Origin of the sequence: Thermocrispum agreste DSM 44070 (assembly GCF_000427905.1) — a bacterium.
Classification (GTDB): domain Bacteria; phylum Actinomycetota; class Actinomycetes; order Mycobacteriales; family Pseudonocardiaceae; genus Thermocrispum; species Thermocrispum agreste.
In genome coordinates this window covers 232032-252327 of record NZ_KE386603.1, presented here as the reverse complement: position 1 = coordinate 252327, position 20296 = coordinate 232032, and the positions used below count along the sequence as shown (strand labels likewise).

The following is a 20296-nucleotide window of genomic DNA, read 5'->3' as shown; positions in this document are numbered from 1 at the left end:
TTATCGTAACCACCGTGCGCGACTGGACCAGATTGGACGAATCCGACGTGCGGGTTCGTCCTGGACGTGGTTCCCGGCCGCGTAGCAAGCGGCGTCCCCGGCACGAGGACGCCGTCACCGCCATGGTGATCGCGGTGGACCGCGGTCGGTGGACGTGCGCGATCGACGGCGACCCCGGTCGACGGGTCGTCGCCATGCGTGCCAGGGAGCTGGGCAGGACCCCGATCGTGGTGGGCGACTCGGTCGCGCTGGTGGGCGACATCAGCGGCAAGCCGGGCACGCTGGCGCGCATCGTCCGGGTGCACGACCGGCGCAGCGTTCTCCGGCGCACCGCCGACGACACCGACCCGTACGAGCGCGTCGTGGTCGCCAATGCCGAGCAGCTGCTCATCGTGACCGCGCTGGCCGACCCGCCGCCCAGGACCGGCTTCATCGACCGTTGCCTCGTCGCCTGCTACACCGGCGGGCTGGAGCCGGTGCTGTGCCTGACCAAGGCGGACCTGGCGAGCCCGGACCAGGTGCTGGAGTACTACGCCGATCTGAACGTGCGCACGCTGGTGACCAGCGTCAATCAGCCGCTGGACGAACTGACCGAGCTGCTCGCAGGGCGTGTCACGGCGCTGGTCGGCCACTCGGGAGTCGGCAAGTCCACGCTGGTCAACCGGCTGGTCCCGGACGCCGATCTGGCCACCGGGGAAGTCAGTGCCGTCGGCAAGGGCAGGCACACGTCGGTGGCGGCGGTGGCCCTGCCGTTGCCGGGCGACGCAGGCGGGTGGGTCGTCGACACCCCCGGCGTCCGGTCGTTCGGGCTGGCCCACGTGACCGCCGACGACATCGTCCTGGCGTTCGAGGAGTTCGCCGAGGCGGCCGAGCACTGCCCGCCGAACTGCGGCCATCTCGGACCGCCCGCCGACCCGGACTGCGCGCTGGACGCGCTGGTCGGTGAAGGGGCCGTGCCCGCGGTACGACTCGGGTCGCTGCGCAGGCTGCTGGCGTCCCGCACCGGCTCTGATGCCGTGGCCGGACAGTGACAAACACGCCCAACTGACGCCGTCGGCAGGCATTTTGCGTAGTACCGGAAACCGACGCACCTTACTGCGCGTCACAGCAAGGACAAGCCACGGCGGACAGGGGGCGGTATGCGCAAGGCGCTGATCGCGGCAGGCGGGCTGACGCTGACGTTGACCATGGGCGCTTGCGGAGTCGGGGACGGCAAGTACCAGGACACGGCGAGCCTGGTGCGCGCCGCATCGGCGAGCACGGCCAAGGAGAAGTCGGTGGCCTTCACGGTGAGCATGCGGCTCGGGCCGATCGCGATGACCGGCGAAGGCGCCAACAGCTACGCCGACGGCGAAGATCCCCGCAGCTGGGTGACCATGACGTTCGACATGAGCAGCGTGGGCATGGGCCTGGGCACGATGGAGTTCGAGGGCAGGCAACTCGGCGACGACTTCTACCTGCGGATGCCCACGGATCTGCCCGGCCTTCCCAGCGATCCCGACAGGCCGTGGTACAAGACGAGCCTTCCCGAGCTGCTGTCCAGCACGGGTATCAAGGTCGACCAGTATCTGAAGTCCAGCGACCCCGGGACGATGCTCGACATGCTCAAGGAGTCCGGGGAGCTGGTGGACACCGAGACCGGGGTGTCGATCGGCGGCCGGACGACGACGAAGTACAGCTTCGAAGTCGACTTCGACGAGGTGATGAAGAACTTCGGCACCAGCATGCAGGACCTCCCCGCGTTGGCGGAAGTCGACCTGGACGCCGTCCCGGTCGATGTCTACCTGGACGAACGGGACCTGCCGGTACGCCTGAACGTCGACATGCGCGAGGTCGTCGACGCCATCATGGACAGCGCAGGCGGGCAGCAGAACCTGCCGCCTGGCATGAGCTTCGACGAGGCCTATGCCCGGACGGACTTCACCGAGTGGGGCGTCGAGGTCGACGTCGAGCCACCACCGGCCGACCAGATCTCCGACCAACCGCTGCCGGGAGCAGGAGGGTGATGGGCTGATCCCCCGACCGGGCCCGGAAGGTGACCCCGAGTCGCCGGAGGATTCCGGGCATGAAAACCTGACGGGAGCTCGGATTCGTCGGATGATGACCAGACACGAGCAACAGGAGAGGGAGACCAGATGCGGAAGGCACTTATCGCCGCCGGCGCGCTGACCCTGGCGTTGACGGTCAGCGCCTGCGGCGACAAGGAGGGGGGCACCCCGACCGGCGCGGACAATCAGCAGAACACCAGCCAGAGCGGTGTTTTCAACGACGCGCAGAGCTTGATCAACGCCGCCAAGGAAGGCACGGCCAAGGCCAAGACGTCGAAGTTCAGCATCGAGATGGACATGGGCGCGATGCTGAACCTGAAGGCGGAGGGTGAAGCCGAGTACGCCGGCGAGGACAGCAAGGTGGCCATGACGTCCACCATGGACCTGAAGCTGCCCGGCATGTCCGGTTCCGGCGAGCCGCTGAAGATGGAAACCATCATGGTCGGCAAGACCATGTACATGCGGTTCGCGGGCGGCATGCCTGGTGGCGGGCCCGACACGGACAAGTGGATGAAGATGTCCATCGACCAGGCGGGCGCGGGTCAGTTCGGCCAGGGCTCGGAGTTCTCCGATCCGGCCAACACGCTGGAGATGATCAAGGAGAACGGCAAGATCACGTCCACCGAGCAGACCCAGGTGGACGGGCAGCCGGTCACCAAGTACTCGGTGGAGCTGGACTTCGGCGAGCTCGCGAAGAAGATGGGCATGGGCCAGCAGCTGCCGGACGGCGTCACCATCGACTCGGTGCCGATGGACATCTACCTCAACAGCGACAACCTGCCGGTGCAGATCGAGGTCAACCTCGGGCCGGTGCTGGCGGACGTGGCCAAGCAGGCCAAGGAGGAGCTGCCGGAGGGCATGGAGTCGGCCAGGATGATCGCCAAGTACTCCAACTGGGGCGAGCCGGTGAACATCCAGGTCCCGTCGCCGGACCAGGTCACCGAGATGGAGCTGCCGGGCCTGGGCGGCACCGGCTCCACGCCGGGCATGCCGGGTGGCACGGGTTCCACCCCGCCGAGCGTGCCGGGCATGCCGAGCACGCCGAACTGATCGGCTTCTGATCGGCGACTGCACGACGAGGCGAAGGCCCCGCACCGGCCGGTGCGGGGCCTTTGTCGTGCGTCTGCTGTGCGCGGTCGGCACGGCGCGGGCCAGTGGCCGACGTGGCAGCTGAGCCGGGCGATCAGCTGAGCCGGGCGATCAGCACGGACATGGCTGGCTGCGGCGATGCCACCACAGCATCAGGCCGCTGGGGCAAGTATTTGCCGTCCCTGTAGCCGCGTCTGCGGCCGGCCGCGGTGTACTGGCGCTCACCGGACCGGGCACGCCACTCCGACGGCACGGTGGCAACCGGACAGTGGCAGCCAGGCCAACTACCGCTGCTGGCAGCTCACCACCCTGCTAGGAGCTCGCCACCCTGCTGGCAGCTCACCAGCCTGCTGGCAGCTCGCCACCGGCTCACCGCCGGGCGGTCACGGGCCCGTAGCACGACACCCGGGCCGCGGGCCAGCAGGCAAGAGCCAAGTCGGCCACCCTCGATTGCCGACAGCGCGCCCCGGGGTCGGAGCTGACCGGCCACCGTCAGCACTGACAGCGCCACCAGGACCGGCCACCCATCCGACAAGCCGACACCAGGGCCGACCGGCAGACCAGCAACGCAACGCCCAGGCAGGCCGACACGCAGCACGGGGCCGCGAGCCGGTAACGCGACACCAAGCCGCGAGTCAGCAACACGACCCCCGGCCCGGAGCCGAGCCGGCCACTGTGATGCCAGGCGCGACACCAGGCCGCGAGCCGACAGGGCGACGCCGGGCCGGAGCCGGCCCGCCACCGCACCAGTCGCCGGCGCGGCGTCGACCAGAGCCGGACATCGACCGGGGCCGGCGATCCCGATCCGGCTCATCGCCCGATCGCCCACCGGACCCGGCAGCCCGCCAGCAGCCCACGGCCGGGGCCGTCCACCGAAGTCCCCGGCGCAGGGCCGCCGCCGGCTTGACGGTCAGCTCATGTCTTGGCGCTCAGCCCATGTGCGGATAGGTGTGATCGGTCGGCGGGATCAGCGTCTCCTTGATCGAGCGCGGGCTGGTCCAGCGCAGCAGATTCCACATCGAGCCCGCCTTGTCGTTGGTGCCCGACGCCCGGGCGCCACCGAACGGCTGCTGCCCCACGATCGAGCCGGTGGGCTTGTCGTTGATGTAGAAGTTGCCCGCGGCGAACCGCAACGTCGTCAACGCTTCCTGAATCGCGGCCCGGTCGGTGGCGAACACCGCGCCGGTAAGCCCGTACGGGCTGGTGTTGTCGACCAGGCGCAGCACCTCGGAGTACTCGTCGTCCTCGTAGACGGTGACCGCCAGGATCGGGCCGAAGTACTCGGTGGCGAACACCTTGTGGTGCGGGTTGCTCGACACCAGCACCGTCGGTTCGACGAAGTAGCCGACCGAGTCGTCGCAGTTGCCGCCGACCAGCACCTCGATCTCGGCATCCGAGCGGACGTCGCTGAGCAGCTGCGCGTGCTTGGCGAACGCCCTGGCGTCGATCACCGCGCCGCCGAAGTTGCTGAAGTCGGTCACGTCGCCGAAGCGGATCGTCTTGGTCACGTCGGCCAGCTGGTCACGCAGCCCGCCTTCCCACAGCGACCTCGGCAGGTAGGCCCGCGAGGCCGCGGAACACTTCTGGCCCTGGTACTCGAACGCGCCGCGGATCAGCGCCGTGACCAGCGGGTCGATCTGCGCCGACGGGTGTGCCACGACGAAGTCCTTGCCGCCGGTCTCGCCGACGATCCGCGGGTAGTTGCGATAGCGGTCCAGATTCTGCGCGATCGTGGTCCACAGCAGCTTGAACGTGGCGGTCGAACCGGTGAAGTGCAGCCCGGCGAAGTCCGGGTCGGACAGCGCCACCGCGCTGACCGCCTTGCCGTCGCCGGTCACCATGTTGATGACCCCCGGCGGCAGCCCGGCTTCCTCGAACACGCGCATCGTGTAGTGCGCGGCCAGCTGCTGGGTCGGGGTCGGCTTCCACACCACCGTGTTGCCCATGATCGCCGGGGCGGTCGGCAGGTTGCCCGCGATCGCGGTGAAGTTGAACGGGGTGATGGCGGTGACGAAGCCTTCCAGCGACCGGTAGTCGGAGCGGTTCCACTGACCAGGCGGCGACACCGGCTGCTCGGCCAGGATGCGCCGCGCGAAGTGCACGTTGAACCGCAAGAAGTCGATCAGCTCGCACGCGGCGTCGATCTCCGCCTGCTGCACCGACTTGGACTGCCCGAGCATGGTGGCCGCGTTCAGCGTGTCCCGCCACGGCCCGGAGATGAGGTCGGCGGCCCGCAGGAAGATGGCCGCCCGCTCGTCGAACGGCATCTCCCGCCACTCCGGCGCTGCCTTCTTGGCCGCTTCCACCGCGTCGGCCACGTCCTGCTCGGTGGCCTGCGCACTGGTGCCCAGCACGTGTCTGTGATCGTGCGGCGCGACGACGGTGAACGGCTCACCGCCCGCCATGCGCTGCACACCGCCGATGGTCTGGGTCAGTTCGGCCTTGCTCTCCTTCAGCTCGGCCAGCTTCTTCTGCAACGACTCGCGCTCCGCACTGCCGGGCGCATAGCCGAGCACCGGCTCGTTGCGCGGCGGCGGGACGGACGTGATGGCATCCATGGCGCTCTCCTGAGGGGTTTCGCTGCCTTGTGGGCTTGCCCCCATCGTGGCACGCATGACCGCCCTGTGCGCTTGTTCGCTCGAACCACCCACCCCATGGCGCATTGTTCGACCGAACAAGCGCACGTCCCGCGCCACTCGCGCCACGCCGCCACGAGCATGGAGTCGTCGACGAACCGTCGACGCAGCTGGTGCAACCCGGTCCAGACCCGAGCCGACCGCCGTCAGCACCGACAGCGCCACCGGAACCAATCACCGATCCAACGACCCGACGCCAGCGACCGAGAATCACGGCACCACAAGTGCTGTGCACGGGCCAGCGGCCACCGCCGGTATCGACACGAACCCACAGTGCGGCATTGGGACGTGCGCAATGCCCGGCGACTGCGCGCGGGCAGGCTCAGATGCGCTCCCGTCTCGTACTGGGTCACCGTATGCCCGGCGACCGCGCGACCGCGCGCGGGCCGGCTAGAGCAATTCGAGCAGGAACGGCAGTTCCTGCGGCGCATACCAGGCGAGCTCGTGGTCCTCCGCCTCGCCCAGCGCGAACTCCGCGTCGTCGTCGCCGAGATCGGCCTCGTCGATCACTTCGGCAGCGGCGCGCACCGCCTCCTCGGCCTCCGGAGCGTCCACGTGCACGGCGGCCACCGCTTTCATCGGTACCGTGCCGGAGATACGCACCACGGCGGCGTCCAGATCCGGGCGCAGCTCCACGTCGTCGATGTCGGCCGCCACCACCGCTCGGCGCGGCGGATCGGAGCTACCTGCGTCGAGCTCCGCGGCCACCAGGCGCAACGAAGCCCTGGCCGCTTCCAGCAGCGCGACGTACTCCAACTCCTCTTCCGTGCCTCCGGTGTAGAACTCGCGCAACGTCGGGGTGAGCCCGAACGCCGTGCCGTCCACCGGGGCGAGCTCTCTTTTCTCGTTGAGCTCGCGCAGCATGCTCACGGTCGCGGGTAGGTAGACCCTCATGCGCCCGCTCCCTTCAGCTCGTCGAGCGACTGCCGGATGCCGGCAGCCACCACGTCGATGTCGTACACCGCCTTGCGATCGCCGTTGAGCCCAAAGTAGACCCCTCCGTCGTAGGACGTGACACCGATCGCCAGCGCCTGGTTCCGCATCAACGGGATGATCGGGATCATCTCCAGCAGCCTCGCCTGCGCGGCGAACATGGGCTGCTGCGGTCCGGGTGAGTTCGTCACGATCACGTTGAAGATGCGGTCGGACAGGCTGCCCGCCGTCCTGGCGCCCAGCGAGTGCAGTGTGGCAGGAGCGAAGCCGCTGAGCCGCAACAGGGAGCGGGCCGCCACGGCTCGCCCGGACGCGGTGTGCCTGGCCATCGCGTGCGCAATGTGCTGCAGGCGGATCACCGGGTCCGGTTCCCCGATGGGCAAGTCGACCAGGTGCGCATCGACCTGGTTGCCGACCAGCCCGGCAGGGGAATAGCCGGGCGTGGCCGGGTCCGTCACCGCGACCGGGACCAGCGCGCGCACGGTCGACTCCTGGCTCAGCTGCACGCCACGGGTCAGCATCCACTCCCGGATGGCTCCGGTAACCACGGTCAGCACGATGTCGTTCACCGTGCCGCCGCGGGCGGCACGGATGGTGCGGTAGTCGGTCAGGCGCGTGCGCACCGCGGCGAGAACCCGGCCGCCGGATACCGTGACGTTCAGCGGGCTCGCCGGGGCAGGGCGCACCACCGTGCGCAACGCCGAGGCTGCGCTCCCCAGCACCCCGGCGAGCTTGGAGATGGTCGCCACGGCATCGCCCGCAGCGTTGCGCGCGGACTCCACCAGCAGGCTCGGCTGCTGCACGGTCTCGGTGACCGCGTCGATCAGCAGCTCCCGCCGTGACGGGGTTTTCGCCGGCCGCCACGGGTCTGCGTCGCCTTTGGCGGACTCGTCCGGCTCGGTCGGCGTCGGCTCCAGGACGACCTGGCCGAGCTCGATCGTGCCGATGCCGTCCACCAAGGCCTGATGGGTCTTGGTCACCAACGCCACACGGTCGTCGGTGAGCCCTTCGACGAAGTAGGCCTCCCACAGGGGCCGGTCGTGATCGAGCGGCCGGGCCATGAGCCGGGCGACGAGCTCGAACAGTTGCTCGTCGGTCCCCGGCGACGGCAGCGCCGAGCGGCGCACGTGGTAGTTGATGTCGAAGTCGACGTCGTCGCCCCATACCGGGCGGGCCAGGTTCCCCGGCACGTGCATCACACGCTGGCGATACCGGGGCAGATAGCCGAGCCGATCACGGACGAGCGCCAGTGCCGTGTCGAAGTCGAAACCGGTGTGCCGTTCGAAGATCGCCACCGCGCCGACGTGCATCGGTGTCGCCTGACCGTCCAGATAGAGAAAGGACGCGTCGAGCGCGGACAGTCGATCCGGCATGCCCTCGATCCTGGCATACGCTGCACTCGTGGTCTCCCCCAAGGATCGCTTTGTCACCGTCTACGGCCGCAAGCCCGTCCTGGAAGCACTGGCCGACGAGAGCCTGACCATCGACAAGGTGGTGCTCGCCGAAGGCTCCCGTGGGCCGGTGGTGAGCCAGATCCGCAAGGCGGCCCGGGCGCGGGGCGTGCCGGTGACCACTGCCAGCGCCCACCGGGTGAAGGTCCTGGCGGGCAACGGCAAGCAGGATCAAGGCGTACTGGCGGATGTGGTGGCGCCGCGGATGCGACCCCTTGCCGACGCGCTGGACAAGGACGCGCCGCGACGCATGGTGCTGCTGGACGGCATCACCACCCCGGCGAACGTGGGCATGATCCTGCGCACGGCCACCGCCGCCGGCATCGACGGAGTGATCGTGCCGCGACGCGGGGTGGCGTCGATCGATCCGTTGGTGGTCAAGGCCTCCGCAGGCGTGGCTTTCCGCGCCCCGATGCTGCGATGCGCGACGGCGGTGGAGGCGGCCCGAGCGGTGGCCGACGCGGGCTACGCGCTGTATGCGCTGGCAGCGGATGCCGAGCACTCGGTGTTCACGGCCCCGCTGGCCGACCGGGCGGTGTTCGTGCTCGGCAGCGAGACCGCAGGGATCGGCCCGGACGTGCGCAAGATGGTGACCGCGGAGCTGTCCATTCCGATGCGGGGTGGCGTGGAGTCGCTGAACGTGGCCGCGGCCGCGGCAGTGCTGTGCTTCGAGCTTGTGCGCCGCGACTTGGCGTGACCCGCGTCGATCCCTGGTAGCGGCGGGCATCCCGAGGGACTGCCGGGGCTACGGCTGGACTCTCACGGCCACTCCCAGCCCGTTCCCCGGTGCTGACCCACCATCGGCGACTCGCCCAATCGAGTGAATCTTGTCCGGATCCAGGGGGTTGCTGTCTCTGTTCCAGTGAACGGCGGACGTGGGGCCGCCACCGAACTGGGGGAGGAACACGTGCGAGTTGCCCAGAACTCCACAGGCCTGTTGCGGCTTGCGGTGTCCACCGAGCCCTGCCCAGGGCGGCAAGCCGACCGGCTCCGGGCCGGACAGCTGAGCATCCCGGTCCGGCCCATCCGGTTGGCCGCGCCCGACCCCGGGCCGAGGCCCAGGAGTGCCGAGGTACCGCCCGAGCCCGATCACGCGCAGCTTCGCACCCTGCTCGCGGCGCTGCTCGAGGTCGTGACCGGACGACGGTCCGTCGCCAGCCTGCGCGGCAAGGTCAGCGTAGACCTGCTGAGCCGACTCCGCCGGTGGCGTGGGCTCGACGTCGGCGCGCGATTCCTCGTTCGGCGAGTGCACATCCGCCGCACGGGGACCGACGTGGTCGAGATGTGCGCGACGGTGCACCTTCCGGCCAGAGGGCGAGCAGTTGCCGTCACCGGCTTGCTTCGTGCTTCTTGGCACGGCTGGACCGTCACCGACTTCGACGTGATCCAGCCGCAGGCAGGCCGACGGCAGGCGACCGTCGCCTGACGGGGATCCGCGCCTGATCGGCGCCTGAGCGGAGAAATCGCACAAGACACGACGAAGCCCGCGGGGCCGCGCCCCGCGGGCTTCGTCAACGCCTGTCCTGCGGTACCGCTGTGCGGCCGGTCAGCGCCGCGCCTTCTTCGCCTTCTTGGCCTGCGCGCGCGCCGCTGCCCGCCGCTCACGCCTGCTCGCGCCCTGCTGCGCGGCCCGGTTGGGCTGGCTGTTGCCACCGCTGCGCGCGACTCCGCCGCCCTCGGCGGGCCCGGAGTAGGTCAAACCCGCTGCGCCCGCCGGCGGCCTGCGCAGTGCGGCCGGGACCGCCTGGCCTTCGATGACCGGCTGCGGCGGGACCGGCTTGGCGTGCCTGCCGCCGCCACCGCCCTGCCGTCGCGCGGGCCGCTCGGCCCGGCCGTTGCCGCGCGCGGCAGCCGGGACCTCGGTGGCCGCCTCCGCGGGCGCCTCCGGCTCCACCGGCTCGACCTGCGCGTTGAACAGGATGCCGACGACCTCTTCCTTCAGCGAGTCCAGCATGGCCTGGAACATGTCGTAGCCTTCGCGCTGGTACTCGATGACCGGGTCCTTCTGCGCGTACGCCCGCAGCGAGATGCCCTCCTTGAGGTAGTCCATCTCGTACAGGTGCTCGCGCCACTTGCGGTCCAGCACCATCAGCACGACGTGGCGCTCCAGCTCCCGCATCGCGCCTTCGCCGCGCTTGCTGTCGATCTCCGCCTCGCGGCGTTCGTAGGCCTTCCTGGCGTCTTCGACCAGGGCGTCGCGCAGCTGCTCCTTGGTGAGGTCCGGATGGCTGCTCTCGATCTCGTCCCAGGTCACCGACACCGGGTAGAGGGTGCGCAGGTTCGTCCACAGCTTCTCGTGGTCCCAGTCCTCCGCGTACCCCTCGGCGGCGACCTCCTCCACGTAGTCGGTGATGACGTCGTGGATCATGTGCAGGCACTGCTCGCGGAGATCCTCGCCCTCCAGCACCCGGCGGCGCTCGGCGTAGACCACCTTGCGCTGCTGGTTCATCACCTCGTCGTACTTGAGGACGTTCTTGCGGATCTCCATGTTCATCTGCTCGACCTGCGCCTGGGCCGACTTGATGGCGCGAGTGACCATCTTGGCCTCGATCGGCTGGTCGTCGGGCAGACGCATGGTCGTCATGACCCGCTCCACCATGGACGCGTTGAACCGCCGCATCAGTTCGTCCTGCAGCGACAGGTAGAAGCGGGACTCACCCGGGTCACCCTGACGTCCGGACCGGCCGCGCAGCTGGTTGTCGATCCGGCGCGACTCGTGCCGTTCGGTGCCCAGCACGTACAGGCCGCCGGCTTTGATGACCTCTTCGGCCTCGCGCTTGCTCTCCGCGATCGCCTTCTCGTGCTCGGCCGGGTAGGCGGCCTCGTACTCCTCGGGGGTCTCGACCGGGTCCAGGCCGCGCTCGCGCAGCGCCTGGTCGGCAAGGATCTCCGGGTTGCCGCCCAGCACGATGTCGGTGCCTCGGCCCGCCATGTTGGTGGCGACCGTGACCGCGCCCTTCTTCCCCGCCTTGGCGACGATCAACGCTTCCCGCTCGTGGTGCTTGGCGTTCAGCACCTCGTGCGGGATGCCGCGCTTGAGCAGCAGCTTCGACAAGTACTCCGAGCGCTCGACACTGGTCGTACCGACCAAGACCGGCTGGCCCTTGGCGTGCCGCTCGGCGATGTCGTCGGCAACCGCCTCGAACTTGGCCTCCTCGGTCTTGTAGATCAGATCCGGCATGTCCTTGCGGATCATCGGCTTGTTGGTCGGGATCGGGACCACGCCGAGCTTGTAGGTCTGCTGGAACTCCGCCGCCTCGGTTTCGGCGGTACCGGTCATGCCCGCCAGCTTCTCGTAGAGCCGGAAGTAGTTCTGCAGCGTGATGGTGGCCAGCGTCTGGTTCTCGGCCCTGATCTCGACGCCTTCCTTGGCCTCGATCGCCTGGTGCAGGCCTTCGTTGTACCGGCGGCCGGCCAGCACGCGGCCGGTGAACTCGTCGACGATGAGGACCTCGCCGTTGCGGACGATGTAGTCCTTGTCCCGCTTGAACAGCTCCTTGGCCTTCAGCGCGTTGTTCAGGTAGCCGATCAGCGGGGTGTTGGCCACCTCGTAGAGGTTGTCGATGCCCAGCTGGTCCTCGACGAACTCGACCCCCTTCTCGGTGACACCGATGGCGCGCTTGCGCTCATCCACCTCGTAGTGCACGTCCCGCTTCATCAGCGGCGCCAGGCGGGCGAACTCCTGGTACCAGCGCGAGGACTGGTCCGCGGGCCCGGAGATGATCAGCGGGGTCCTGGCCTCGTCGATGAGGATCGAGTCCACCTCGTCCACGATGGCGTAGTGGTGGCCACGCTGGACGCACTCGTCCAGGCTCCACGCCATGTTGTCGCGCAGGTAGTCGAAGCCGAACTCGTTGTTGGTGCCGTAGGTGATGTCGGCGTTGTAGGCGACCCGCCGCTCGTCCGGCGACATGTGCGCCAGGATCACGCCGACCTCCAGGCCGAGGAAGCGGTGCACCCGGCCCATCCACTCGGCGTCGCGCTTGGCCAGGTAGTCGTTGACCGTGACGACGTGCACGCCTTTGCCGGAGATCGCGTTCAGGTAGGCGGGCAGCACACAGGTCAGCGTCTTGCCTTCACCGGTCTTCATCTCGGCGACCTGACCGAGGTGCAACGCGGCGCCGCCCATCACCTGCACGTCGTAGTGCCGCTGGCCGAGCACGCGGGACGCGGCCTCCCGGGCGACCGCGAACGCCTCGGGGAGCAGGTCGTCCAGCGACTCCCCCTTGGCGTGGCGTTCCCGGAATTCGTCTGTCTTCGCCCGCAGCTGCGCATCGGACAGGGGCTTGACGTCGTCTTCGAGGGCGTTGACCGAGTCGGCGATGTACTTCAGGCGCTTGACCCGTTTACCCTCACCCGCTCGCAGCAGGCGGCTCAAAACCATTCCGGCTCGACCTCACTGAGTATTGCTGTCGTTCACGGTGCATGAAGCTGGTTGTCCATCGTAGTGGGCAACCAGTGAGAACAACGGTCGCCTCGAGGTGAATAGTTCCTCTTCGTACACCGACTTTCGTCGTCAACCTACCTTGCCGCCGCGTCGCACCGGCCGGAACGGCCCGATGCCCCGAGCCGGTTCACGGCATCGGGGCATCGGTGCATCAAGGGTTGCTGCCTGGCCTCAGCCCAGCCTGATCACCCCGTAGTCGAATCCTTTCCTGCGGTAGACCACGCTCGGTTTGCCGGTCTCCGAGCAGTTGAACAGGTAGAAGTCGTGTCCCACCAGTTCCATCTCGTAAAGGGCCTGGTCGACCGTCATCGGCGTGGCGGGATGGGTCTTCTCCCGCACGATGCGGCCCGGCTCGTGTACCTCGACTCCGTCGTCCCAGCGCTTCTGCTCGGGGACGGTGACCTCGTCCGTTTCCTGGTCCTCGACCGCGGCGCGTGGCGCCGGCGCCTCGAGTACCGCCGTGGATGCCCGGCGCTTGCCGTTTGCCGAACCACCTGCGGCTGCCGCCGCGGTGGCCTCCGCAACCGACTCGGGGCATCGCCTCCCGTAACTCACCCTCCTGCGGTCGTGCATCCGGCGCATGCGGTTCTCCAGCTTGTTCACCGCTGCGTCCAGTGCCGCGTAAAAGTCACCTGCCGTGGCCTCGGCGCGGACCGGCGAACCCTTGCCCATGCCGGTGATCTCGACGCGCTGGCAGTTCTTGAGCTGACGACGGTTCGGCTCGTGGAACAACTCGACGTCGAATCGGATGATCTTCCTGTCGTAGCGCGCGAGGCGGGCCAGCTTGTCGCTGACGTGGATCCGATAGTGGTCGGGTACCTCGACGTTGCGGCCCTTCACGACGATGTCCATTCACGACCTCCCTAGCTCGCGATGCGAGCTCTGTGATCAACGGGGCTCGGTACCAGTACGTCGATCAGCTCACCGGCACCGAAGGGACATGGACTGTTCACCTCCTCGTGCCTGGCAGGATTCGGGGGGAACCTGATAGCGCAGCACGTTAGCTGCTGACGTCCATGAACAACAGCCCCCGGTGCGGGGGATAGAAAGCCGTGGTGCATAATGCGCGATCCTCGCGCTGCGCGACCCGCAACCGGCGAAACCGACAGGTTGATCGGCCACTCGAGTGGCCTGGATCTCACCCGCACGGAGCAAAGTCACCGGAAACCAGCGGCTCCGGGTAACAATTTGGCCTCGAGGCCACGCGACGCCCACAGGGGTGAATTCCGACTGACGACCGCCTTGTGACCGAGGCCTCACACCCGGACAACGATGCACGAATGCCGGTAGTTCCCAGTCGGCACAGCCGATAGTTCCCACCCGGCGCAGCCGACTGTCCTCAACCGGTACAGCCGACCGCCCCCGGTCGACCCAGGCGGCAGTCCCCGGACGACACAGGCAATAGTTCCCAGTCGGCACAGCACGCGGTCTCCGGGTCGGCGCAGCGGGCACCCCCCGTCGGTGCGGTCGACGTTCCCCGGTCGGCACAGCCGACAGAATCCGTTCGCTCCGGCACTACCGGATCGCCACATCTGCGGGGGCGGGTCTCCCCTGGCCCCCGCGTCACCGCAGGACATCCACCAGATCGCCACCTCTGCGGGGGCGCGTCGCACCGCCCGAGCGTCGCCCCTCCTCTCTCCTTCTCGCCCTCTCGCACCGCCCCTCCCCGCGGCCTGCGACACCCGGCCCGCGCCGACGGAAGTCGGTCACTGCACCCACCGGAAAGCCTGCGGCGATGTCAGCGTCAGGACAGCAGCAACCACCACTTTCGCCGTGTCGAGCACCCGTACGGCCTCAGCGGCCGTGGCACCGGTCGTCAGCACGTCATCGAGCACGACGACCTCGGTGCCAGCGGCGGGACATCCATCGCGGACGACTCGCATCCGGCCGGCAAGGTTCGCAGCTCGCGCCACGGCATCCAGACCAACGGCGTCCCGCACTCCGGAGGCCAGGCGAAGCGCGGGCGCCACCGCGGTCGGTACGCCAGCTGATGCCAACTCCGCAGCGCACGCCTCGGCAAGCCGGAGAACATGCTGCCCGCCACGCATTCGCGCGGCTGCCTTCGTGGACGGGACCGGCACCAGAACGACCGCGTCCTCGGCCGGCTCGGTTCGCGGGCGGCTGTCCGGCGACCCACGATCCGCAGCGCCGGGACCGTCGCGAGCCCTGCCGGACGGACGACACCCCGTACCACTGTTCCGACCGCTATCGACTTGGATGCCCACTGCGGCCCGGTCTCGTTGCGATGTCCCGGCCCGGACCTCGCCATCGCCCTGGAAACTCCCGGTGCGCAGGCCGAGCACCCCATCGGCCAGCACGCGGCCCAGCACTCGCGCGAGGTCGCGGCGTCCCCGCTCTTTGTAGGCCAACACCAGCTGACGTGCCGGACCGCGGTAGCCGGCCATGGTGAAAGCGGGAACGCCGCACGGCAGCGGGCGCGGCACCGGCAATGGGCCGGTGAACTCGCTCAGGCACCGGTCGCAGCATGCAGAGCCGACCGCGCCACAGGCGGCACAGCGGACAGGGAAGATCAGATCGAGCAAGCGCATGCACCCAGGATCGGGCCGCTTCACCGCATTGACGAGACCTCGCACCGGATACCCGACGCGAGTGGACCAGTCGTCGGCGTTTCGGCGCGCGAATGGCGCCGTATGTGCGGTCAGCCGGGGAAGAAGGGTGACTCCATGCCCTCTTGCGTGTTCCGCTGGGAATCCCACGGCTCGCCGGTGGACGACACGGTCCACAGGCCGTTCTCGTCCGCGGCGAGCACCCGGCCGTTGGGCAGAGCGGTGATCCCCTTGACCGGCGGCTGGAGGTTCGCAGCGTTGTACACCGCGGAGGTGAAGCCATCAACCGACACCTGGATCACGGGCTGGGAGGAGGAGTCCGTGGCGACGACGAGCTCGTGCTGGGTCATCCAGTCCACGTCCTTGATGTCGGCCAGTATCGACTGCTGGAGGATGCGCGGCGTGGTCAACGAGACGGTGCTGGCGGTGCGCTTGACCGCGGCGATGACCAGCTTCCCGTCGGCGACCATGGCGGCCCTGGTGCCGTCCCTGGACAAGCGGAACGCGGTGATCCGGCCGAAATTCCGCAGCTCCTTCGAGTCGACCGTCCTGGGCACCCAGGCACCGTCCGGCGTCAGCTGCGCGCGCACGACCCGCTTGCCGTCCACCACGGTCCACACCTCGTAGCTCACCTTGTTCTCCGGGTAGGCCGGCTGCCAGGTCGGACGGGTCATGCTCTTGCCGCGGATGTTCACCGGCGCGAGCTGTTTGCCCAGCTCCCCCACCCGCAAGCGGAGGTCGTGGCCGACCCGCTCCACCAGCGCGAGCTGGCCGCCTTCCAGCGATTGCGCGGCGCTGACCACGTTGTACCCGCCCGCCCCCGCGGGGCCCGGCATCGGGTCGCCGTCCTTCAACGAGTAGATCCTGCCGTTCAGCACGGCGTAGCCGTCGCTGTCGGCGATCTTCGGTGTCGCAGGCTTCAAGTCGCTGCGTCGCCAGTCGGTACGGTCCGGAAGCAACGGCTTGCCGTCCGACTGCAAGCGCACCAGGTCGACGTTCTCCAGCGACATGACGACCTGGGTGACGATGCGCCTGCGCTCCTCGGTGCTCACGCCGACCAGGCCGGTCAGTGGCACCTCGACGGCGGTCCCCACCTCGCGCACGTTGGTCTCCATCGTCGCGGCCGACAGCGGGTCCTCCACCGCGCCGCGAATAGAGTACGACGGGCCGTGCATGAGCAGGTGCATGATGCGGCTGGTCAGGCCTTCAGCGGGTTGCGCCGCCACGTATCGCAGGTCGGGGACCAGCACGTCGCTGTTCGGCGCGTAGAAGTACAGCCGCGTGGTGAAGAAGTTCTTGCTGAACTGCTCGCGGTTGGTGATCACCAAGCTGGGCAGCTCGACGATCCGCCATTCGCCGGTGTCCGGCTGCCTGCGCAGCCGCAGCTTCTTCTCCAACGGCTCGTTCTGCGGGGTGAACGAGCGATCCGGCCCGAGCTTGCCGATCATGTTCCCGACCAGCGTGATGACGGTTTCGTTCTCGTCATCGGGCTGCTCGGCTTGCGGGGCCCGGATGGTGTTGAAGTTGTCGTCGAGGATGAGGATTTCGCTGCGCGGCTTCCACTGCTTGGCCACCTCTGGAGCGAGGTACTGGCGCGACGCCGCGTGCAGGTCGGCTTCCTGGGCGTTCGCCTCCACGAAGGCACGCACGACGTCCGCCGCAGGCAGGTTCTTCTCCGGCGGCTGCAAACCCTCGGTGACCTCCGGACCGGTCGGAGCCGCACGGATGGCCTGCGGCTTGGTCTCCAACGGCAGGTTCGCGCAACCGGCCGAAGCCAGTGCAACGACCACGGCGAGCACACCGAGCTTGCGCGACCTCATCGGCTCACCTCCGCACGATCTCCGCCCAGGCCGGCGTCGTCGCCGGCGGGCAGCGCCGCCCGGCCGTTCGGGGAGCTGCCCGGCGGATCCGGCGGCAGCGGGAGCGGGCTGCTGGTGATGTCCTTTCCTTGCTCACGGGGCAACGTCAGCCGGAAGCAGGCGCCCTTGCCGGGCTCACCCCATGCCACGAGTTCGCCACCGTGCAGCCGGGCGTCCTCCTGGCTGATGGACAGACCGAGGCCGGTGCCGCCGGTGTGCCGGTTCCGCGACGGGTCGGCGCGCCAGAACCGGTTGAACACCAGTTCTTCCTCTCCGGGCCGCAGTCCGACGCCGTAGTCGCGTACGGCGACGGCGACCGCGTCGTCGCTGACCCCCATGAACAACCGGATCGGCCGCCCCTCCCCGTGGTCGACCGCGTTGGCCAGCAGGTTGCGCAGGATGCGCTCCACCCGCCGCGCGTCGACTTCGGCCGTCGCCTCGGTGTCGGGCATCACCAGCTCGATCGGCGATCCGGCGTTGTCGGCGAGCACGCGCACCTGCTCCCGTACGCGTTCGACGATGGAGCGCAGGTCGATGTACTCGGCCGCCAGTTCCTCCACACCGGCGTCCAGCCGGCTGATCTCGAGCAGGTCGCCGAGCAGCTCCTCGAAGCGGTCCAGCTCGTCCACCAACAGTTCCGCGGAGCGGGCCAGGCCGGGTGGGAACTGTTCGCGCGACGCGTGCAGCACGTCCGCGGCCATCCGGACGGTGGTCAACGGCGTGCGCAGCTCGTGCGAGACGTCCGAGGTGAACCGCCGCTGCAGCTGCCCGAACTCCTCCAGCTGCTGGATCTGCTGCTGGATGCTCTCGGCCATCTCGTTGTAGGAGACGGCGAGCTTGGACAAATCGTCCGTGCCCGCCACGGGCAGCCGCTGGTCGAAATCACCCTCGGCGAAGCGGGCGGCCGCGGTCGCGGCGCGGCGCACCGGGATCACCACCTGCCTGGTCACCAGGTTGGCGATGCTGGCGACCAACAGCAGCAACACGAACCCGCCGACCAGGAACGTGTTCTGCACCGTGTTCACGGTGTTCTGCTCCGCGGTCAGCGGGAACAGCAGGTAGAGCTGGAGCGGACGGCCGGTCGCCGCGGTCATCGGCTCGCCGATGATCAGATACGTCTTGCCCTCGACGGTGTGGATCTGCTTGGCCTCCTGGCGTTGTTCCACGAAGCGGCGCAGGTCCTCGGGGACCTTCCAATAGTCCCCGGCGGCGATCGGCTCGTCACTGCCGGGCACGGTGCCGCCGACAAGCACCGGCTCGAAGATGCCCGCCGCCGAGCCTTCCGGGTCCTGCACCGACGGCGCCGAGAAGGTGATCTGCTTGCGCGCGTTGACCAAACGCTCGCCAAGCGTCTCCGGCGAGATGTCCACGCCCGCCAGCTCGCGGCGTGCCGTCTCCAGCACCGAGCGGGCCTGCGCCAGCGCCGCCTTCTCCTTGGCGTCCAGCAGCCGTTCGGCGATCTGGTACTGCAGCACCATGACCAGCACGAAAACCACCGCGGACGACAACGCCAGCGTCGACGCGGTGACCCGGAACTGCAGGGAACTACGCCACAGATCGCCGATGGCTGCCATGCGCGCGCGACCGAACGCCACAATTCGGCCGATGATCCGACCGAACCGACGACCGACGTCACTCACCTGCACGCATACAGCCTAGATCCGCAGGGTGGCGGCTTACGGCGGGCCGGCCTTGTAGCCGACGCCACGCACCGTCAGCACCACCTCGGGATGCTCCGGATCGCGCTCCACCTTGGACCGCAACCGCTGGACGTGCACGTTCACCAGTCGCGTGTCGGCCGCGTGCCGGTAGCCCCACACCTGCTCCAGCAGCACCTCGCGGGTGAACACCTGGCGCGGCTTGCGGGCCAGCGCGACCAGCAGGTCGAACTCCAACGGGGTGAGCTGGATCTGCTTGCCGTCCCTGGTCACCTCGTGACCGGGGACGTCGATGACCAGGTCGCCGATGGTGAGCTTTTCCGCGGGCTCGGACTCCAGCCGCCGCAACCGCGCGCGCACCCGCGCGACCAGCTCCTTCGGCTTGAACGGCTTGACCACGTAGTCGTCGGCGCCGGACTCCAGGCCGAGCACGACGTCCACGGTGTCGCTCTTCGCGGTCAGCATCACGATCGGCACACCGGACTCGGCACGGATCGCCTTGCACACGTCGATGCCGTTCATGCCCGGCAGCATCAGGTCGAGCAGCACCAGATCCGGCTTCAGCTCGCGTACCGCGGGCAATGCCCGGGAGCCGTCCGCCACCACAGCGGTGTCGAAACCCTCACCGCGCAGCACGATGGTGAGCATCTCGGCGAGGGCCGGATCGTCATCGACTACCAGTACGCGTGCCTTCATGACCCTATGTTCGCACTTTCGGTGTGATCTGTTCCGTCAGGCCCCAGTGGTGTCGCGCTCACCCCGGCGTCGAGCGGCATCGCTCTGGTCCGTTCGGGTGATCATGCGCCGAATCCCAGGTCGGCGGCGAGCCGTCGCACATCGACCGAATGCTCGGCGTCGACGACGTACCAACCGGACAGCCACGACGTTTCGGCGAGCTCATCGTAGACCGCTGCCACCCTGGCCTGGAGATCTCCGTCCGCTTCGTAGGTGTCCCTGCCCCTGGCCGCGTCGGCGGCGGCGCGGCTGCGAGCGCGTTCGCCGGCCACCTCGGGAGGCACCCGCAGCAAGATCTGCGCGTCGGGCACGGGGACACCGAACCGCTCGATCTCGAGCTGGTACACCCAGGAGACGAACTCGCCGTCGACACCTTGCCCCAGCCGGGCTGCCCCGTATGCGGCGTTGGACGCGACGTATCGATCGACGAGTACGACATCGTGGTGCTTGGCGGCCTCACGTAGTTCGTCGGCCGCCGCCCGCCGGTCGAGGGCGAACAGGAGCTGGAAGCCGTAGACCGAGTCGGTGAGGTCACCCAGGCGGCCGTGCAGGCCGTCACGGATGAGGTCGGCGTGCACGTCCACGCCGTAGCGTGGGAAGGCCACTGTGTGGACGGTCGCGTCGAGGGCCTCCAGATGCGCCTTCAGCGCAGTCGTCACGGTGTTCTTGCCCGCACCGTCCAGGCCCTCGATGACCAGCAGTTCTCCCACGGCCATGAGCCTACGACCCGAGCCGGTGCCTGCCGCACGCAGAGCGGGAGAGACCAACACGGTGCTTCGCCACGCAGGCAAACCGAGCACGGCGACTCCGCCAAGCCGGCGCCGAACACGGCCACGTCCACGCGAGCCCAGCCGCGATGACCCCGAGCCCAGC

15 protein-coding genes are annotated in these 20296 nt (G+C 68.8%); 5 read left to right on the top strand and 10 right to left on the bottom strand.

Annotated features, from left to right (window positions below; genetic code table 11):
• Positions 1 to 14: 14 nt before the first annotated feature.
• The 3 genes from rsgA to YWY_RS21565 all read left to right on the top strand — a co-directional run bounded on the left by rsgA (position 15) and on the right by YWY_RS21565 (position 3098).
• Positions 15 to 1031: a ribosome small subunit-dependent GTPase A gene (gene rsgA / locus YWY_RS0111355; protein ID WP_038045019.1), complete on the top strand. Its 1017-nt coding sequence runs from the start codon at positions 15 to 17 to the stop codon at positions 1029 to 1031.
• Between the two features lie 108 nt (positions 1032 to 1139).
• Positions 1140 to 2006 (top strand): SCO4651 family lipoprotein, encoded by an 867-nt coding sequence (locus tag YWY_RS0111350; protein WP_028847697.1) that lies wholly within the window; start codon positions 1140 to 1142, stop codon positions 2004 to 2006.
• 129 nt (positions 2007 to 2135) lie between these two features.
• Positions 2136 to 3098 carry an SCO4651 family lipoprotein gene (locus YWY_RS21565; protein WP_051310160.1) on the top strand — a complete coding sequence of 321 codons (963 nt, stop codon included), beginning with the start codon at positions 2136 to 2138 and terminating at the stop codon, positions 3096 to 3098.
• A 968-nt stretch (positions 3099 to 4066) separates the two neighbouring features.
• On the opposite strand, the gene pruA is transcribed toward YWY_RS21565, so the two are convergent.
• The 3 genes from pruA to YWY_RS0111330 all read right to left on the bottom strand — a co-directional run bounded on the left by pruA (position 4067) and on the right by YWY_RS0111330 (position 8079).
• Positions 4067 to 5695 (bottom strand): L-glutamate gamma-semialdehyde dehydrogenase, encoded by a 1629-nt coding sequence (pruA, locus tag YWY_RS0111340; protein WP_028847696.1) that lies wholly within the window; start codon positions 5693 to 5695, stop codon positions 4067 to 4069.
• A gap of 468 nt (positions 5696 to 6163) precedes the next feature.
• Positions 6164 to 6667 (bottom strand): DUF6912 family protein, encoded by a 504-nt coding sequence (locus tag YWY_RS0111335; protein ID WP_028847695.1) that lies wholly within the window; start codon positions 6665 to 6667, stop codon positions 6164 to 6166.
• The gene (locus tag YWY_RS0111330) at positions 6664 to 8079 is read right to left on the bottom strand and encodes a WS/DGAT/MGAT family O-acyltransferase (protein WP_028847694.1); all 1416 of its coding nucleotides are present in this window, start codon (positions 8077 to 8079) and stop codon (positions 6664 to 6666) included. The genes YWY_RS0111335 and YWY_RS0111330 overlap by 4 nt, the downstream gene beginning before the upstream one ends.
• Here YWY_RS0111330 and YWY_RS0111325 point away from each other — a divergent pair.
• Complete coding sequence (locus YWY_RS0111325) at positions 8078 to 8854, top strand: TrmH family RNA methyltransferase (RefSeq protein WP_038045018.1); 777 nt, start codon at positions 8078 to 8080, stop codon at positions 8852 to 8854. The genes YWY_RS0111330 and YWY_RS0111325 overlap by 2 nt on opposite strands.
• A gap of 210 nt (positions 8855 to 9064) precedes the next feature.
• Positions 9065 to 9583 (top strand): Rv3235 family protein, encoded by a 519-nt coding sequence (locus YWY_RS23285; RefSeq protein ID WP_051310159.1) that lies wholly within the window; start codon positions 9065 to 9067, stop codon positions 9581 to 9583.
• 120 nt (positions 9584 to 9703) lie between these two features.
• On the opposite strand, the gene secA is transcribed toward YWY_RS23285, so the two are convergent.
• The 7 genes from secA to YWY_RS0111285 form a co-directional block, all read right to left on the bottom strand.
• Complete coding sequence (secA, locus tag YWY_RS0111315; RefSeq protein ID WP_028847692.1) at positions 9704 to 12541, bottom strand: preprotein translocase subunit SecA; 2838 nt, start codon at positions 12539 to 12541, stop codon at positions 9704 to 9706.
• A 234-nt stretch (positions 12542 to 12775) separates the two neighbouring features.
• Positions 12776 to 13456 carry a ribosome hibernation-promoting factor, HPF/YfiA family gene (gene hpf, locus YWY_RS0111310; RefSeq protein ID WP_028847691.1) on the bottom strand — a complete coding sequence of 227 codons (681 nt, stop codon included), beginning with the start codon at positions 13454 to 13456 and terminating at the stop codon, positions 12776 to 12778.
• Between the two features lie 854 nt (positions 13457 to 14310).
• A complete protein-coding gene (locus tag YWY_RS23735; RefSeq protein WP_084609194.1) occupies positions 14311 to 15153 on the bottom strand; it encodes a ComF family protein in 843 nt (280 codons plus the stop codon).
• Positions 15154 to 15263: 110 nt separating this feature from the next.
• The gene (locus YWY_RS0111300) at positions 15264 to 16991 is read right to left on the bottom strand and encodes an LpqB family beta-propeller domain-containing protein (RefSeq protein WP_028847690.1); all 1728 of its coding nucleotides are present in this window, start codon (positions 16989 to 16991) and stop codon (positions 15264 to 15266) included.
• On the bottom strand, positions 16988 to 18604 hold the full coding sequence (gene mtrB, locus YWY_RS21550) for an MtrAB system histidine kinase MtrB (protein WP_051310253.1): 1617 nt from the start codon (positions 18602 to 18604) through the stop codon (positions 16988 to 16990). The genes YWY_RS0111300 and mtrB overlap by 4 nt, the downstream gene beginning before the upstream one ends.
• Positions 18605 to 18706: 102 nt before the next feature.
• Positions 18707 to 19384 (bottom strand): MtrAB system response regulator MtrA, encoded by a 678-nt coding sequence (gene mtrA, locus YWY_RS0111290; RefSeq protein WP_028847689.1) that lies wholly within the window; start codon positions 19382 to 19384, stop codon positions 18707 to 18709.
• Between the two features lie 101 nt (positions 19385 to 19485).
• Positions 19486 to 20133, bottom strand: coding sequence for a dTMP kinase (locus YWY_RS0111285; RefSeq protein ID WP_028847688.1), 648 nt, complete (start codon positions 20131 to 20133; stop codon positions 19486 to 19488).
• Positions 20134 to 20296 lie beyond the last annotated feature (163 nt).

Coding starts and splice junctions, on each gene's coding strand:
- YWY_RS0111350 (WP_028847697.1), top strand. CDS start 1,140: ATGCGCAAGGCGCTGATCGCGGCAGGCGGGCTGACGCTGACGTTGACC.
- secA (WP_028847692.1), bottom strand. CDS start 12,541: ATGGTTTTGAGCCGCCTGCTGCGAGCGGGTGAGGGTAAACGGGTCAAG.
- YWY_RS23735 (WP_084609194.1), bottom strand. CDS start 15,153: ATGCGCTTGCTCGATCTGATCTTCCCTGTCCGCTGTGCCGCCTGTGGC.
- mtrB (WP_051310253.1), bottom strand. CDS start 18,604: ATGGCAGCCATCGGCGATCTGTGGCGTAGTTCCCTGCAGTTCCGGGTC.
- YWY_RS0111325 (WP_038045018.1), top strand. CDS start 8,078: ATGCCCTCGATCCTGGCATACGCTGCACTCGTGGTCTCCCCCAAGGAT.
- YWY_RS0111300 (WP_028847690.1), bottom strand. CDS start 16,991: ATGAGGTCGCGCAAGCTCGGTGTGCTCGCCGTGGTCGTTGCACTGGCT.
- YWY_RS21565 (WP_051310160.1), top strand. CDS start 2,136: ATGCGGAAGGCACTTATCGCCGCCGGCGCGCTGACCCTGGCGTTGACG.
- hpf (WP_028847691.1), bottom strand. CDS start 13,456: ATGGACATCGTCGTGAAGGGCCGCAACGTCGAGGTACCCGACCACTAT.
- mtrA (WP_028847689.1), bottom strand. CDS start 19,384: ATGAAGGCACGCGTACTGGTAGTCGATGACGATCCGGCCCTCGCCGAG.
- YWY_RS0111335 (WP_028847695.1), bottom strand. CDS start 6,667: ATGAGGGTCTACCTACCCGCGACCGTGAGCATGCTGCGCGAGCTCAAC.
- YWY_RS0111330 (WP_028847694.1), bottom strand. CDS start 8,079: ATGCCGGATCGACTGTCCGCGCTCGACGCGTCCTTTCTCTATCTGGAC.
- pruA (WP_028847696.1), bottom strand. CDS start 5,695: ATGGATGCCATCACGTCCGTCCCGCCGCCGCGCAACGAGCCGGTGCTC.